The sequence below is a fragment of the Streptococcus pluranimalium genome (genome assembly GCF_047785705.1).
In the GTDB taxonomy this organism is placed as follows: domain Bacteria; phylum Bacillota; class Bacilli; order Lactobacillales; family Streptococcaceae; genus Streptococcus; species Streptococcus pluranimalium_A.
Genome location: NZ_JBLOJV010000008.1, coordinates 32,597 through 47,952, shown reverse-complemented (window position 1 = coordinate 47,952; position 15,356 = coordinate 32,597). Strand labels below are relative to the sequence as shown.

Sequence of the window (15,356 nt, the reverse complement as noted above, 5' to 3'; positions counted from 1 at the left end):
TTAATGACATTAGGGTTATATCAATGAAAAAGGAGATATTATGAACGTTGATCATTTGGTTACTGATACTCGTTATATTGTGACTGATATCCTAGACCGCTCATCCATCCAGAAAGGGCAATTATTCGTATTAGGCTTGTCATCTAGTGAGGTTGTCGGTGGGGTGATTGGACAAGCGTCTAGTCAAGAAGTCGGAGAGATGATTGTCAAAACCCTTCTCGAAGAACTTGGTAAGGCAGGGATTGAGTTGGCTGTACAGGGGTGCGAGCATCTCAACCGTGCCTTGGTTGTTGAGCGTTCCTATGCCCTTAAAAAAGATCTCGAGATTGTCAACGTTGTGCCGTCCTTGCATGCAGGAGGTAGCGGACAGCTGGCTGCCTTTAAGTACATGAAAGATCCTGTTGAGGTTGAAACTGTCGTTGCTCACGCAGGGCTTGATATAGGGGATACCTCCATTGGGATGCATGTGAAGCACGTGCAAGTTCCCTTGCGCCCGCTAAAGCGTGAACTAGGTGGGGCGCACGTCACAGCTCTAGCCAGCCGACCAAAACTAATTGGAGGTGCGCGTGCTGCTTACGCAGATGATCCAATTCGAAAAGGATTTGCTTGATAGCCCGATGATTTTGGTTAGCCTGATTTGGAGGGCTATACCATTAGCAACTTTCTATATAAAATGATTGATAAGGAGATGAGAAAAGATGATTCTAAAACCAGGAGCACATTTACGGATTTTAAGCCCGTCATCCTCTATTGAAAATATTGGTGGTTTTGAAGCCAATAACGCTGCAAAGGAGACCTTAGAAGCACTCGGTTTTACGCTGTCTTTTTCGGAGCATTACTCAGAAAATGACATCCTAGGATCGGCATCAATCCAAAGCCGTTTAGCAGACTTACATGCTGCCTTTGAGGATCCATCAGTTGATGGCATTTTAGCAACCATTGGTGGTTTTAATTCAAATGAACTCTTGCCTTATTTGGATTATGACTTGATCGCTAAACATCCTAAGCCTATCTGTGGTTATTCAGATACAACAGCGATCTTAAATGCTATCTATGCCCAAACCGGCTTGCAGACGTATATGGGGCCATCCTACTCTAGTTTTAAAATACTTAGCAATAAAACAGGGGAATTGATAAAAGCCTCTGAAAAATCAAAGGTCTTCTTGTTGTCTTAATTCGTTCAAGATGTCTGCCACACTTTCAGAGGTTACTACCTCCCAAGGTCTGACAGGCTCATCAGGAAGAACAAAATCAAAGACCTTACCCTCTTTTCTGACAATGTTGACCTTGTCGCCTGTAATATATCCTCCATCTATCGCCTGTTTTAATTCGTCATAATGTAACATAGTTTATTACCTCCTATCTGTTAATTCGCAAAAAGTTTGTTTTTTTGAATTAAAATCGAAAATAATATCTAAAAATCTGTATTTTTACTGTATTCTTCTGTTTCCTACTGTATCTTGAGCACGAAAAAAAGCCCTTAGGTGTAACAACCTAAGGGCTTTCTGTGTCTTATCTTAAACTGGTTTTTTTGAAAGTGTGTAGGTAACACCATTGATAGAAATTTCAATCCCCTCAATGTTGACCTCAATCTTGTCTGTGCTACCGACATTATTGACGGTAGCAGTATCATACTTGGTTAGTGATCCATTTTCAGCCTCAATAGCTTTCAGACGGCTTGACATCCCTACCAGGTAATTATCATAGCCTGTAGCAGCGTAGTCATAGACTGCACCACCAACCTTAAACATGCCTTTGATAGCCTCGCTAAAGGTTTTAGCTCCTGATACCTTGTAGCTACCTCCTGAACGTAGCAGGTAGAACCAATCTGTGAGAAAGTCATCTACAGAGGCATAGTGCATATAATGTCCACCCTCGTTAGCTGGTCTTGCTGTTCCTTGGGTGACAGTCACACCACTTGGACGCTCTCCTTTGCCAGTCCATGTCATGCCTCCCCAGTTGTTATCTGCCTTACCTACGGCTGAGGTGCCCCAAAGCCCCTCAAAGTGTAGAACGGTGATAGCGTAGCTAGGTAGGATATTGTGTTCCTTACACTTAGCAAGGATAACATCAAGGACAGATTTTTTCAGGATTGCACCGTTAAAGGACAAGTCACCTGCCTCTTTGACAATTTTTGGCTCTGTCACTTTACCAGTTGCCTCAGTTTCTTCCGTTTTAGTCTCAGTGGAGGAATTTACCACCTCGCTTTTTGGAGCGTCAGAGGGCGTTTTAGGGGTATTTCCTGATGTGCTACCTTTCAGGATTTCAGTTACACGTTTTTGGACTGCGTCATAGTCAGGACCAAGGGATTTTTTACGGTCTTCACCGTTGCCATGCTTACCAGCAATTACCTCTTTAGCCAGTTGGTCAATCGTCTTTTTAGGTGCCGTAGCTTTGCCATTGATGACTGCCATGACAGCCTCATATTGATTACCAAGAGCTGCTTTCCGCTGATCTCCGTTTCCGTATTTTCCAGCAAGAGTCTCTTTAACCAATGTATCAAGGGTTTTTCCTGATGTTGAGGGCGTACTTTGGTTAGCCAAGCGGTAAACATAGCAATACATCCAACCACTAGCTGCCGCTGTTTGATTGTAGTTGTTGATGGTAATGCTGTTGTTGGCATAGTTACAGTGGATGATATTATCTGGATCAACGAAAATACCAGTATGACCACCAGCCCCTGCTGACTGTCCACGTTTCCCCCAAATAAAGACATCACCACGCTTAGCGTCCCAGTCTTGATTTTCTGCAATGAGCTTATATCCGTTTTTGATAAGCCAATCATGCTCATACTCCGTATTGACCGCCCATCCTGCTGAGATAGCTCCTGCGCTCATCAGAGCGTAGTAGACAGAACTGGAGCAATCGTAAGACCCTGGACCGTTACGGTAATCCATGGAGTAGGTAACCTTGCCTACTCGTGCTGACATCCAGGCAATAGCTGCCTCAATATTTACTGCCATTGTCTTCCTCCTTTAGAAAAATTTGAATAAAAGGGGAAAGCATGAGGAGCAAAAAAGAAAGAGGCACTAATGATAGTGCCCCAAAAATTATCAAGATAATTTTTCCCAATTTCCTCATGCTATGCCTCCTATTTTGGAACGTTGTAGTTCATGGCTTGCTCACTATCAGACAGACCTGATGTGGTAGGGTCAGATATAACCCCAAGTAATACAAGCAAGGTAAGAGCTGTATTGGCTACATCATTGATGTTATCAGGTAATTTCAAGCCTAGCTGTTGAGCTAGCAAGATTGCTGTGGCAATGATTGCAGCTAGAGTAGCTTTATTCTTAAAGCGTAGTTTCCAGTTAATCTTCATCACTTCAATTCCTTTCTTTGATCATGGTCTTTAACTCTCTGACATCCTCTGTCAAGTTCTTCATCTGTTCGGTCATGGCAACAAGGGCCTGATTTTGTTTATCATGGTCATCTAGTCGCCGTGTATGGTCTTTGATGGTTTGCTCCAAGAAAGAGATTTTAAGCTCAAGAGTATTGACCTTTGTAGCTTGTTCAATACTCTTAGCTTTCAACACATTATAGAAACCATATACCGTGATGACAAAACCTCCAATGGTAATCAGCATTTGGTATTCAGGTCTCAAATGTTACTCCTCCTTTGGTTCAGCAGCTTGTTCTGATAGCACCTCAACTACTACTTCTCGTAGATTGAAAAGTTTTGGCACTTGGTCAACGGTATAAGTTCCAGCAACTACAAGAGCTACCCAAGATTTGACGATCTGATGTTTTTTAGTGAATTTCATTGTAAAAGTTCCTTTCTTGATTAAAGCAGTACCTAAGATTAGGTTACTCAGTAAGTTCTTCATGCGTTCCCTCCTCTACTTCTTCAACTGGAGAAATACTAGCAAGAACACCCATAACAAGTTCTGTCAATTCAGATACAGCCCTGTTGACCGCCTGCTCATTCTTAACAGTCCCTAACTTTGCCTCCTCTGTGGCTTGTTCAAGGTCTTTGATTGCCTTTTGAGACTTCTCAATCAGCTCATCATACTTAGCGATTTTTTCGCCAATCTCATTGAACTTCTCATTTTCAGCACGCATAGGAAAGTTTTCCTGATAGATGACTTCCAGAGCTAACTCAAGTAGCTCAGTATTAGATAAGTCAATCTTGTCAGGAGGTAAAAAAATAGGCACGCTAGCACCATCTGAATTAACTAGCATGACCTTGGTGGCGGACGCTGTACCACTAGCGTCATATTCTTGTGATTTTGAACCATATTCAAATTTCATGGTATTTCCTTTCTTTTATGGATAAGGGTCATTAGTGACATAGGTTAGAGTGCCAGTGTACACATGTTGTCCGCTAGTTCCATTTGTAAATCTAATTTTTCCATCAGATGAAAAATGCAATACAGATGGTGATTTTGTAACTGAGCCTGAATTTGGCACAATAACCATGTGAACTTCTACGGTTGGTCTATATCCACTTGGGATAGTTTCTAACATCTCACGATATTCAAATACATCAATATTTGTAATTCGTCTGTTAAGTGTAATTGTCACTAGGTTGTCTTTCCTTGTTATTGTGGCATTTAGACCATACGGCATACCTTGTGTAACAGTCCTGAGAGGTTTCTCTTGTAATAGTGGGTGATCAGTGAAAGCAAACTCCCTCCAATCACGCCACTTCCAGCTATTAGCGTCGTAGGACTGCCTTGTGAAAATACGACCATTAAACCCAAAAAATAACTGAAATGTCTTTTTGGTATCTGACCATATATTTTGTAATAAGCCCCAATCGCCAGCTGGATTAGGACCACTTGTGTTTTTTATGGTAAATCCTGTAACAGTTGTTTCCCAAGTCCCACTAGGGTCTGAAAATGCTCGACCGTCATTCTGAGTCATACGGTGTTGCTGAATTGGATTGTTATTAGCATAGATGTCTCCGTTGACATCAAGTGCTCCACGCTCCCTAATTTTGTTGACACCAACCCCTGAGCGGTCATAAGAAAAGACCACACTTTCTGTAGCCACATTTACAGCAAACTCAGTCTGAGTAAATCTATCAGCAAGAGTGCCAATGACAACCCAAGACTGATTAGCTACATAGCTCCCTGATAGGTTAGCCTGTGAGTTGGTAAGACTTGCTAAACTCGTCCATGAACCAGCTGCTGGGCCTGTATCTGCCGTGTAGGTAGTTGTTCCTAACCTAGCAACTTTGAAAGAGAGTGTCATGGTATTTTTTTGTACGCCACCTACTGACAATGGAGCTACTTTTGCATTTCGTGTGACAGTCAATGTACTTGATGTTGAGCCTGTCCTTGCAATGCTAAAGCTAAGGGCAGGAGCAAAATACTCAAGCACAGTCACAGATACATCTTTAGTATCTGACCAACGACCACGACTATCAGAGACACTTGCTCTGACTGTGATGGTTCCGTTGTAGTTCATGATACCCAATGTGCCTCCGTTCACGTTGGTTGTTTGGTTCTTTCCGACTATCTCAGCTTTATAGCCTGTGATAGTTGATCCGTAGGAGCCTGCACCACCATCAAAAGTGACCTTGATATTAGAAATGACCTGAATAAAAGTATTACCTGGTATCAAGGATTGGGCCGCTGTGTTATGGTCAGCTAAAGTAACCCCTGTAAAAGTTGGTTTTATACTAGCTGGCACACTAGCTGTGAGTATCGTTGACTGCGTCCCTGTTTTGGTTGAACCAGAGTAAGTATCGACGTAGATTGTGCCAGTCCCACTTGTTGAGTTTGGAATATCGTTGGCAAAATCAAGAGGGATAGTCCAAGTAGTAGATGTATCTACATTACTTGCTATTGTCCCCTGTTTATTTCCCCAAACATAGCGTACTGTGTGCTTAAAACTAGAGCTTTGACGATTGATATTGATAGTAACTGCACTACCAATAACACCAGAGCTGACACTTACCGAACTTGAGCGAGGGATTGTAGTAAGAGTAAACGCATTACCTCCAATGGTAAGAGTGCCCGGTGACCAACCACCACTACCTGAGAAACTCGCCATCAAACCAAATGTTTTTGTACCATCAGCATTATGCCCAACCGTAATAGTTTGGTCAATCAGCATGATTGTTGAATTATACCCTGTCATGCTTGGAGCACCTGACCAATTCAATCTCTGACCATTTAAGTCAACATATGCTGAGCAATTATACTGAGCAAAAGTTGTAGTAGTATTCAAAAGAGCAAGTCTAACTCTAACCTGACTACTATTCCCTGCGATATTTTGTGAGGTTTGGTCAATCCACAATCTAATCCGATAACCTCTATCATTATTTGACCAAAATTCAGCCATTGTTTACCTCCTTATCCAACATATCTAATTACATTCATGTCAGCGTTGAGATGGTACTGCTCCTCTCTGAACCGTCCAATCTGAATAGTTTTGGAGAAAATACCATTTTCAATATGGATAACCCCTTGAGAAATATACATGACCTCCACCCCTGCCGAGTACATGGAAATACGGCCATTTGGATTGAACATCATACTTGAACTACCGTCATTTTTACCAATCACCAGTCCCTCATTTGATGAACTCATGTAGGTATCAATGAAATTCCAGCGGTCAGAAAGTTCTCCAAGGTTTTTAGCAATCGTGGAAACACGTTGGCTAGCTGAAATCAAATCCTTTTCTGCCTGTGCCCTAGCCGTGTCATTAGCTTTGACAAAGTCTTGATAGGCTTTAATCCAGTTGTCCAGTGTATCAGCACTAGCCTTAGCCTCTAATTCAGCTTGGATAATACCTGCTTTCTCATTTAGTGCGTTAAGTTGCTCTTGGGTTAGGACTTGGTCAGCTTTGCTGTCAATATCATTACTGACATCTTCAACCGCTGGTATCCAGTCCATTGATACTGTCCCCGTGTTGACCCTAAGATTTGAGATGATTACTGTACCACTTGAACCACTCTCAAAATTGAGATTTAAGAAAATTTCCTTAATGAGGTCACTAGTTCTGGAGTTCGTGTAGGATTTCCATTGCCACGGTTGGGAATATGTACCACTTTTAACTGAACTAGTGTCTATGTATTGCTTACCTAGAACCTTGTCATTAGTGGTGAAATCCCACTGGTCACCAGTACCATTGTTGTATTTGATAACACGATTAAGCCTAAACCCTTTGACATCAGTTGAGGCAACATAATCAAACGTAAGAAAAAGCTGCTGAGTGGTTAGCCACTTGAGAGCCTCTCCTGATAATGTGTAAATTCGCCCTTGATTTCCGTTTGTCTGAGTTGCCGTCAATAATGCAAAATTACGGCTACCAAGCTGTGTGTTATCAAATAGTGCCGTCCACTTGTACTTAGTATGATCTTGGCTATCTGCCTCAGTAAAGTCAGTCAAAGTTCCTAGATAACGTTTGTTAGTACTATCTGATGTACTAAAGCCATCACGGCCATCAGCAGAGTTAGACCATGCACGGTGAAAATATGGCGTTCTTCCATCAGCACCTGGTTTACCTGGTATTCCTTGAGCGCCATCTCTACCGTTTTGTCCATCTGCACCTCTCCAACGTGACCAGCGGTAACTTGCTGGATTGGTACTATCGGTAGCAATAAAATCTTGATACATACCTATATATGCTTTGGATTGGTCAGTCTGGCTAAAACCACTACCAGAGTCAGTGTCAGCATAGGCAATGTGGGTGTACTGAGTTCGTCCATCTGCTCCCTTAGCTCCAGGGATACCTTGGTCACCTTTGGGACCTTGAATACCCTGTAAGCCTTGCAAACCACGCTCACCTTGAGAGCCTTGTGGTCCAGGGTCTCCTTTATCACCTTTTAGACCGTCAGAGGCGTTTAGGAATGTGATTTGTTCAGAGGCTACTTCTTGATTATCAATCCATGCAGCGATAGTCAGCACCATAGTCTGATTGATGTCAGCAGCTTTGACAATATATGTAGGGCTAGTTGCTTTAATCTCACCGTTGACAACCCAACGCCAGCCACTATTGATGACCTTGTTGCCTTTCATCAGAGTAGGTGTCACAACTGATTGTCCTTGCCCATTCTTAAAGGCTGTGCCGTTATTGGTGGAGACCTTTACGGTATAAGGCTTAGCGTCTTCAATCATACGATCTAGACGCTCCTGAATACCCTGAGATAAGAGATTTTCAAGTGCCTTAGCATTTGAAAAGGTTGTCTTGTTGTTCTTAGGATTGGTAAAGCTAATGGTTTGCTCAGACACCCTCATTTCAAGCAATAGAACAGGACTAAAGCCGTCATCATAAACTTGGACAGTGTCCCCTATTTCAAGGTCAGCAAATCCCTCCGCCTCGTAAGTAACAGCTGGATAACAGTTCTTTTTAAGCTCTCGGTACGCTGTTGAGCGGATAACCTCAGGATTTGAACTCTCTACAGTCATATCCTTTCTTATCCACTGGTCACCCATTGTGCCACTTGTAAAGGCTGCTGGATACATCTGCATAGAAAGAGGAGCATATAACCCCTCTCCTGCCTGATAAAATTCACGTTCCCCTTTAGAGTTATTGACAGACCATGCACCAAGACCTGAGATAGTGACCGTGTTACCTTGGTCATCTTTACCAGTTGGTCTAATCATGTTGTAGACATTAGTTTTATCAACCGTCCTAGTAAGTGCCTTGAGGTTTTTGCCATACTTCAAAATAGTAGGGCTGACACGCCCTACTCCTTGATGATCGTCATCATTCTCATGATAGACATTGACAACAAAAGACTTTATGGAGCTATCAGCGTTAAGGTGAGTGTCAAATTCAATTTCTGCACCAAATTTCTTAGCTAGACTGAGTAGACGGTTGAGTTTGGTGTCTGTCCCCTCCCACTCAGCAGAGATTTTCTGAGTAGAAATCTCATTTACCCCAATTTTCAAGAATGTAAAGTTTAGCAAGTCCATAGCGTCACAGTATTCTTTGAAAGTCATAGCCTTAGGTGCTTTATATGGATTTGCATACTCATTGATAAGCTCAAGGTTCAGATTGATACCATAACACTTGATAACTTGCTCATTTTCCTCAATTTTGCGGATCGTGTGTAGATAAGTCTTGCCTTTGTACTGGAATGAAACAAAGGCTTTCTCATTCAGATAGTTGTAGGCACGTTTACGCCCCACATCTGAAATGATGGCTTTTTTGAATACTGTGAAATCAAATGTACTAGAACCTGTTTCAAGGTACCTAGTCCATGTATCGTTGAAATAATTCAGCGTAGCCTGTTTATCATTATCAATAAAAGCAACTTTTCTCAAACTTGCGTCATGGATTGTCAATAACATAAGCTATAAGTACCTTTCTTCAAATTCTATCTTGACTGTGGGCTTTGTCCTGACCCAGCTTGAGGAATAGACCTCAAGAGTAGACCTGCCAGGTGGAATAGTAAGAAACGTGGAGCCGTGGACAATGTCCACAATACGCTCCAATCCGTCCACAGTAACTGTGTCATTCTCGCTATTAAGAATAATGTTTGAGCCAATCGGATAACGGTTAGGAATATCCTTTGTCACAGAAACAAAGTCTTTTCGGTAAAAAATACTGTCCAAGTACATCCTAGCTACCAATGGTTTATTACCTAAGGCCCCAAAGGCTACATGGACTTTAGCTGACTTTCTACCCTTGATTTCAGGAATAACAAAAGTATTGTAAGAACCCCACCAAAAGACGGTTACCTTGTCATCATTTCGCTTGAGGTCTGACCAACCTCTAGGCTCATTGAATGGATTTTGGCTATCTAAGTGAGTCCCTGTGAAAGTCCACTGTTTAATCATGTTGAACCCACCTTTACCGTCAGTAGCCATAAAGTTATACTCACAACCTAGACCGTTGTAACGCTTAAAGGTTTCCACTCCATACAAAAACCGCCCCTGTTCATCAGAGACGGTCAGCTTGATAAAGCCGTATTGGTTAGCGGCACCAAGCCAAAAAACTTGACGCCACCAGATGTAATCATTCAAAGAGCCTGTAGCTCCTGAGCTATCTGCTGGGATATTCCATGTCAAACTACCTGCATTATTTCCAGTCGTGCCTCCTGCATTTTGTAAAAACAAATGCTTGCGTCCTGACCAGTCCACACTTGCCACGGTACCTCTCAAACTCTGTGATGTGTCATTCAAAATAGCCACGTTCTTTGCGGCTGCACTAAGACCATTGGTGATTTTACTGTCACGGTAGTCAAAGAGTAGCTCAGACTGTTTAGCTTGTACAGTATCAGCCTCCTCACGGTCACCAACCTCAAGAGCACCGCTGGTATTGACTAAACCAATGTAGCCATTTTCGGCATTATTCTTGACTGTAACCACAGGGAAAGCTGGCACGTTGCCATCATTGATCAGATTGAAAACAATCTTGTCAGATGATACTGTGCCATTATCGAAAACACGGTAAGTGGTGCTATGGGCTACTCCGTCAGGTATTAGTAGCTCAAATTCTCCCTTTTGGAACCATCTTGTCACATTGTCCATGTCCACAGAGCCTGTAACAAGTCCCATATAATACTTATCAGGCTCATCAGAGATAACAATCCTGACAGCCTCAGAGGTATTGAATACCCCTGCCAAAGTGTGTTTAGCTTGTTCAAGTGTCATGCCATCTCTTTCTTGCATGGCAAACTTGACCTTGATAAACTTAGCCCCTGTTCTTACTTCCTGCAAATTCACTCCCAAGAGTGGAGCGTCATTGGTTTCAATGCTACGCTCATTGCCAACAGGGCGGATAATTTCAATAATTCGGATAACCTCAGAGAGGTCAAATCCGTTAATAGTGATAGTGTCATTATTCATCAGACAATCCCCCTCATCATGTTATCAATCTTAATTTTGTCATTTTGGTAGTTCGTCATTGGTTGTCCAATCTTGGCAACAAGAGTACCATCATCAAGAACCATGTTAACAGGACGCTTGACGGCTTGCTCAGCAACTTCAAGAGCTCTGGTGAGTGCTTGGTCTGCTTGGTCTCTGATAATCTCAATTTGGCTCATTTCTGCACGCTCTGTGATGGATTTGAGCTTGAATTGACTAGACAGAGAACTATTGCCTAAGCCAAGCAACTCCTCAGCACCAAACTTAAAGGCTGACATCTCTTTTTGGACATAGGCTAGGCTGTCAGTCACATCAGAGGTATTTTTTTCAATACCTACAGCGATACCTTGGGCAATGTATCGACCCACATTATCCCTAAACAGGCGTGATGGTGAATGGATTTTAGCTTTAGCCTGTGCTGCTCTCTCGGCTTGTGCTACTAAGGCATTAGCTGCGGCTGTCACAGCTCCCAAAGCTGAATACATACCTTGAGCCAAACCTTGCCCAATCATAGCACCAACTCCACGCATAGCTCCAGCTCCAGCCATTGCTGTTGAGCGGATTGCGTTTACCATGGCAGACATTGCAGCCGTAGCTGATCCAATGCCAGAACGGATACCATTTGTCACACCATTTGAAACGCCACGCCCTGCCTGCTGTCCTGCTTGCGTCATTTGACCAGCTGACTGCCTTACAACAGATACCATCTGTTGCATACTTGAACGCATGGTAGATACTGCCTGTGTCATAGCAGAGCGTACAGCAGAATTTAGCTGAGTCATTGCTGATGTTGCAGCACTTGAAATGCTGGCAAAACCTGAGGCAACCATAGGAGCTGATGTAGCTAGTTGCATGATTGATGTCCGTGCCATCATTGCTGATGTGGTAATAGCTGTAAATCTAGCTGGTACTGTTCCAAGTATGCCACCAAGGGCACCAATAACAGCAGAGACCGCTGAAAAACCTGCTGACATTGTAGCAGATCCAGCTTGTGCCATCATCATTGAGGCTGACAATGCCGTTAATCGACCTTGCAAAGCAGAAATACTAGCAGTTGACCCTGCCAAGCCTGCAAAAGAGGCCATGACTGATGTAGCAAAGGCACTCATAGCTACACTTGCTGTAGTCATAGCTGGGGCAAGCCCTGTGATTGATGATGAAATGCTAGGAATAGAGCTAGCCATTGATGTCAAGACTGATACTGCACTAGTACCGCTGGACTGTATCATGCTTAGCCCTTGTCCAAGAGACCTCATACCTGCACCAGCGCTAGCCATGCCAGCACTTGCTCCTGAAATCTTACCAACTCCAATAGCAACCGCTGCTAGAGAGGCTGCCATGTCTCCAAGGTTTGTATTGGTAATCATTACCACACCTTGCGCTAACTGCTTGAACCCGTTCCCTGCCTTTTGAGCAGCGTTACCAATAGAGTTAAACACATTGGCAAGACCGTCTAGGACGCCCTTTATAGCATTTCCTACTGAGTTGATGACATTAGCTAAGCCATTAAAAGCACTCTCAACGCCTTTGCCTATGCCTTGTGCTGCTGTTGAGACTGCTTGCCCAACTGAGGTAAAGATGTTAGCGATACCTTGCAGAGCTGCACTGATAGCAGAGCCTACAGCACTAATAACCCCTGCAACTCCACTGAGGGCTGTTGCGATACCTTGACCGATACCCTGAGCAGCAACACTGATAGACACACCAACTGAGATGATGATACTAGCAATGCCCTGTAAAGCTGTTGCAATGACTCCACCAATGGCTGTGATAATTCCAGCTATGCCATTCATTGCTGTACTGATTGCATTAGCCATAGCCTGGATAATCATTACAATCTGTGGAGCGTTAGCAGATACAGCGTTTATGATTTTAGTCAAGCCATCAGCAATAGCCGTGACTAGGACTGAAATACCAAGCGCTGCAACTGCAATACCAGCACCGATAAGAGCAACGGCTGCACCAAAGGCAAGAATACCTACGGCTCCTGCTGTCAACGCTGGACCTAGTGCAGCTGCTCCCGCTGCTAACAGAGCTATACCTGCTATAATAGCAACCATTGCAATTTGTGCACCAGTTCCAGCTGAGGCAAGTTGCATAGCAGCCTGAACCAAAACATAAACCCCAGCGGCTGCCATCAAGACCCCTGCCCCAATCATAAGGACTGCGGCACCCAATCTCATGACAGAACCAGCACTAGCGGACGCTGTTGTTCCGACTGCGGTATTACCTGCACTCATTGCAGCACTTGCACCAGCATTAGCCGCTTGAGCAGCAGTAAGACCTAGGATATTGCTAACCAATGATACTAGGGTCTTACCAAAGTCAAAGGCAGATTTAAGGGTCTTGGCAATCTTAACCCCTGCCTTGATACCTAGTAGAGCTGTACCAATTCCCACAATGGCTGTAGCTACATTCTGAATAGTTCCAGGGTCTAAGCCTGAAATAAAGTCAGCTACTGCGGTTGCAGCCTGAGATAGCCACTTAACCACGTTCCCTAGCACTGTTCCCAAAGTGGTCAGCACTTCTGTAGCTGTCAAGCTCTCCCAAACGTGACCTATAGCCCCTGCGATACTCTGAATAGCACCGACAAAAGCCGTTACTGCCCCAGTGTTAGCAAAGGCACTCCAAAACGTTTGAACCTTAGCCACCAGCTCTGAAATAAAGTCGCTGACTTTGGTGATAATGCCCTCAACGTTAATACCGTCTAGGAACTTACCTAAACCATCAGCTAGCTTGTCAAAGTTGATTTTTTCAAGAGCGTCAGATAGAGCATTGACCGCCTTGATACCAAACTGATTGAGTTTCTCAAAGGCTGGCATGAGCTTATTAGACAGGCTTTCTTTTGCCCCGTCTATAGCCTGGTCAACTGTTTTGAACTCCGTAGCCATCTTTTGGAAAGCGTCAGAGTTCCCTGCACGGTTCATAGCGTCAAAGAACTCCTCTGTATTGACCTTACCATCTTGAACGGCTGCAACCAGTTCAGCGGTAGACATGCCCATCTCTTTGGCAACTGCCGCCATACCAGCGGGAGCTTGTTCCATCATAATCTTAAAGTCCATCCAAGCAACTTTAGGCTTACTTGCCATCTGTGTTGCTTGGGTTGATAATGACTTCATTGCTTGGGCTGGGTTCTCTGCTGAGGCTGCAAGACCACCAAAAGCCTTAACCAAGCTACCAACATTCTTAGTCCCTACTGCGTCTAATTGAGAGTAAGTGCTAGCCATGTCAGAGGCTGAGTAAATGGTCTTGGTGGCAAAGTCTTGCATTTCAGTCTTAGCTGCTTTGATGACCTCAGGAGAGCGACCAAATGCTTGTAGGTTTCCCTCAAAAGTCTTCCATGATTTTTGTGAGCTAGTTAACTCACCAGCCATGTCGCGGATACCACCAGTAACGACACCTATACCAGTAGTGAGAGCAGAACTAATCAGGTTAGCTCCTAAAACCGACTTAAAAACAGACCCAACTTTTGAGCCTGTGCTTTCTAGTCCACCTAACAAGGTTTTTAATTTGCTGACTCCTGACTGGGCACTAGAACCGTCTAGGTCAACCTTGATAGTAACTGAACCATCTGCCATAGTTTTCTCTCCTTTCCTGATCAGTAGTCAAAATCTTTTGGCAGTGCATACTCTTTCTTGAGCCGTTTCATACTCTCTTTATACTTCTTACTATCGCCTTTTTGTGGCTTATAAGAGCGTATTTTGAGCACCTCAGCAAACTTAGTATCACTGGGGAGCCCATTTAGTAGAGCGTTGAACTTTTTCCAGTGTAGGCTGTTCTGAGCGTCAATCAAATCAATTCCGTATGCCTGCATGAATGATGAGTAAATATACTCAGCGTCATACTTCAAGCTAAAGAGTCGCTCACCGTCTTCTGATTGACTTTTAGAGCGTATCTTACTCTTGATTGGATTGCCTGCTAGGTCAAGCACTGGGGCGGTTTCTTTAGCTGAAATAATTCTGATGTGTTCCTCAAAAATTAGCTTAAAGATAGCCGTTGCTTGTTCAGGGGCTAAAGCCTCCGTAAAATCAACACCAGTAAACATCTGAATAGCTAGATAAGGCTTGTAGATGTCATCAAACTCATCATCATTGATCAGCTCCATAACTTTCAAAACCTTGTTAAAAGCTATGTTCATTGGATACACATCATCACCAAGGACTAACTCATCTGTCAATTTCCTTGATAAGTCCAGCATATCAGTCACCTAAATACTTTTTGAGAGCGTCCCCGTTGTTACGTTGTTCCCATTCATTGATGACACCATTGATAGCCTCAAGCAAGTAAGCCATAGTATCGACCGTAGAGCCGTCAGAGAAGTTATAAACCTTGTCATAAGCCTCTTTGTCAAAAAGCTCAGTCCATGACTCTTGTACCATGCCTTGTAGCACTTCAAAGGCTTTGCTGTCTTCTGTTTTGGCTAATTCTTCGCCCTCTTTTTTGAGTTTCTTGCCGATAGCTTCCATCTTGTGGATATTCTTATCATTGGCTACAAATTCAAGGGTGAACTCACCAAAATCTACAGGGATTGCATTGTTACGCTTTTTAATTACTACCATTTTGTTTTTCTCCTACTAATCAAAAATAAAAAGG

13 protein-coding genes and 1 pseudogene are annotated in these 15,356 nt (G+C 43.3%); 2 read left to right on the top strand and 12 right to left on the bottom strand.

Translation table 11 applies throughout. The features are described from left to right. Window positions 1-40: 40 nt before the first annotated feature. On the top strand, window positions 41-610 hold the full coding sequence (locus tag ACMZ6Z_RS03585) for a TIGR01440 family protein (protein WP_416131245.1): 570 nt from the start codon (window positions 41-43) through the stop codon (window positions 608-610). 88 nt (window positions 611-698) lie between these two features. Further along, a pseudogene (locus tag ACMZ6Z_RS03580) lies at window positions 699-1,109 on the top strand (LD-carboxypeptidase); the annotation flags it as partial. Between the two features lie 42 nt (window positions 1,110-1,151). On the opposite strand, the gene ACMZ6Z_RS03575 reads toward ACMZ6Z_RS03580, so the two are convergent. From ACMZ6Z_RS03575 to ACMZ6Z_RS03520, 12 genes are all read right to left on the bottom strand, one after another. Beyond that, window positions 1,152-1,346, bottom strand: coding sequence for a Paratox (locus ACMZ6Z_RS03575; protein ID WP_170238637.1), 195 nt, complete (start codon window positions 1,344-1,346; stop codon window positions 1,152-1,154). A gap of 171 nt (window positions 1,347-1,517) precedes the next feature. After that, complete coding sequence (locus ACMZ6Z_RS03570) at window positions 1,518-2,963, bottom strand: peptidoglycan amidohydrolase family protein (protein WP_416131244.1); 1,446 nt, start codon at window positions 2,961-2,963, stop codon at window positions 1,518-1,520. 128 nt (window positions 2,964-3,091) lie between these two features. Next, window positions 3,092-3,319: a phage holin gene (locus ACMZ6Z_RS03565; RefSeq protein WP_416131243.1), complete on the bottom strand. Its 228-nt coding sequence runs from the start codon at window positions 3,317-3,319 to the stop codon at window positions 3,092-3,094. 4 nt (window positions 3,320-3,323) lie between these two features. Further along, window positions 3,324-3,602, bottom strand: coding sequence for a hypothetical protein (locus tag ACMZ6Z_RS03560; RefSeq protein WP_141666873.1), 279 nt, complete (start codon window positions 3,600-3,602; stop codon window positions 3,324-3,326). A gap of 3 nt (window positions 3,603-3,605) precedes the next feature. Next, window positions 3,606-3,824, bottom strand: coding sequence for a hypothetical protein (locus ACMZ6Z_RS03555; protein ID WP_044475373.1), 219 nt, complete (start codon window positions 3,822-3,824; stop codon window positions 3,606-3,608). Further along, window positions 3,805-4,248: a DUF1366 domain-containing protein gene (locus ACMZ6Z_RS03550; protein WP_044981550.1), complete on the bottom strand. Its 444-nt coding sequence runs from the start codon at window positions 4,246-4,248 to the stop codon at window positions 3,805-3,807. The genes ACMZ6Z_RS03555 and ACMZ6Z_RS03550 overlap by 20 nt, the downstream gene beginning before the upstream one ends. 15 nt (window positions 4,249-4,263) lie before the next feature. Beyond that, window positions 4,264-6,288, bottom strand: coding sequence for a DUF859 domain-containing protein (locus ACMZ6Z_RS03545; RefSeq protein WP_416131242.1), 2,025 nt, complete (start codon window positions 6,286-6,288; stop codon window positions 4,264-4,266). 11 nt (window positions 6,289-6,299) lie between these two features. Then, on the bottom strand, window positions 6,300-9,245 hold the full coding sequence (locus ACMZ6Z_RS03540; RefSeq protein WP_416131241.1) for a phage tail spike protein: 2,946 nt from the start codon (window positions 9,243-9,245) through the stop codon (window positions 6,300-6,302). A gap of 3 nt (window positions 9,246-9,248) precedes the next feature. After that, complete coding sequence (locus ACMZ6Z_RS03535; protein WP_416131240.1) at window positions 9,249-10,745, bottom strand: distal tail protein Dit; 1,497 nt, start codon at window positions 10,743-10,745, stop codon at window positions 9,249-9,251. Continuing rightward, entirely contained in the window at window positions 10,745-14,341 is a 3,597-nt protein-coding gene (locus ACMZ6Z_RS03530) for a tape measure protein (protein ID WP_416131239.1), read from the bottom strand. The genes ACMZ6Z_RS03535 and ACMZ6Z_RS03530 overlap by 1 nt, the downstream gene beginning before the upstream one ends. Before the next feature lie 20 nt (window positions 14,342-14,361). Next, window positions 14,362-14,961 carry a Gp15 family bacteriophage protein gene (locus tag ACMZ6Z_RS03525; protein WP_416131238.1) on the bottom strand — a complete coding sequence of 200 codons (600 nt, stop codon included), beginning with the start codon at window positions 14,959-14,961 and terminating at the stop codon, window positions 14,362-14,364. Between the two features lies 1 nt (window position 14,962). After that, on the bottom strand, window positions 14,963-15,322 hold the full coding sequence (locus tag ACMZ6Z_RS03520) for a hypothetical protein (protein WP_416131237.1): 360 nt from the start codon (window positions 15,320-15,322) through the stop codon (window positions 14,963-14,965). Between the last annotated feature and the right edge of the window lie 34 nt (window positions 15,323-15,356).

What these genes read in the sequence shown, in the direction of transcription:
- ACMZ6Z_RS03585 (WP_416131245.1), top strand. Translation starts at nt 41, where the DNA reads ATGAACGTTGATCATTTGGTTACTGATACTCGTTATATTGTGACTGAT.
- ACMZ6Z_RS03575 (WP_170238637.1), bottom strand. Translation starts at nt 1,346, where the DNA reads ATGTTACATTATGACGAATTAAAACAGGCGATAGATGGAGGATATATT.
- ACMZ6Z_RS03530 (WP_416131239.1), bottom strand. Translation starts at nt 14,341, where the DNA reads ATGGCAGATGGTTCAGTTACTATCAAGGTTGACCTAGACGGTTCTAGT.
- ACMZ6Z_RS03555 (WP_044475373.1), bottom strand. Translation starts at nt 3,824, where the DNA reads ATGAAGAACTTACTGAGTAACCTAATCTTAGGTACTGCTTTAATCAAG.
- ACMZ6Z_RS03540 (WP_416131241.1), bottom strand. Translation starts at nt 9,245, where the DNA reads ATGTTATTGACAATCCATGACGCAAGTTTGAGAAAAGTTGCTTTTATT.
- ACMZ6Z_RS03520 (WP_416131237.1), bottom strand. Translation starts at nt 15,322, where the DNA reads ATGGTAGTAATTAAAAAGCGTAACAATGCAATCCCTGTAGATTTTGGT.
- ACMZ6Z_RS03550 (WP_044981550.1), bottom strand. Translation starts at nt 4,248, where the DNA reads ATGAAATTTGAATATGGTTCAAAATCACAAGAATATGACGCTAGTGGT.
- ACMZ6Z_RS03545 (WP_416131242.1), bottom strand. Translation starts at nt 6,288, where the DNA reads ATGGCTGAATTTTGGTCAAATAATGATAGAGGTTATCGGATTAGATTG.
- ACMZ6Z_RS03565 (WP_416131243.1), bottom strand. Translation starts at nt 3,319, where the DNA reads ATGAAGATTAACTGGAAACTACGCTTTAAGAATAAAGCTACTCTAGCT.
- ACMZ6Z_RS03525 (WP_416131238.1), bottom strand. Translation starts at nt 14,961, where the DNA reads ATGCTGGACTTATCAAGGAAATTGACAGATGAGTTAGTCCTTGGTGAT.
- ACMZ6Z_RS03535 (WP_416131240.1), bottom strand. Translation starts at nt 10,745, where the DNA reads ATGAATAATGACACTATCACTATTAACGGATTTGACCTCTCTGAGGTT.
- ACMZ6Z_RS03570 (WP_416131244.1), bottom strand. Translation starts at nt 2,963, where the DNA reads ATGGCAGTAAATATTGAGGCAGCTATTGCCTGGATGTCAGCACGAGTA.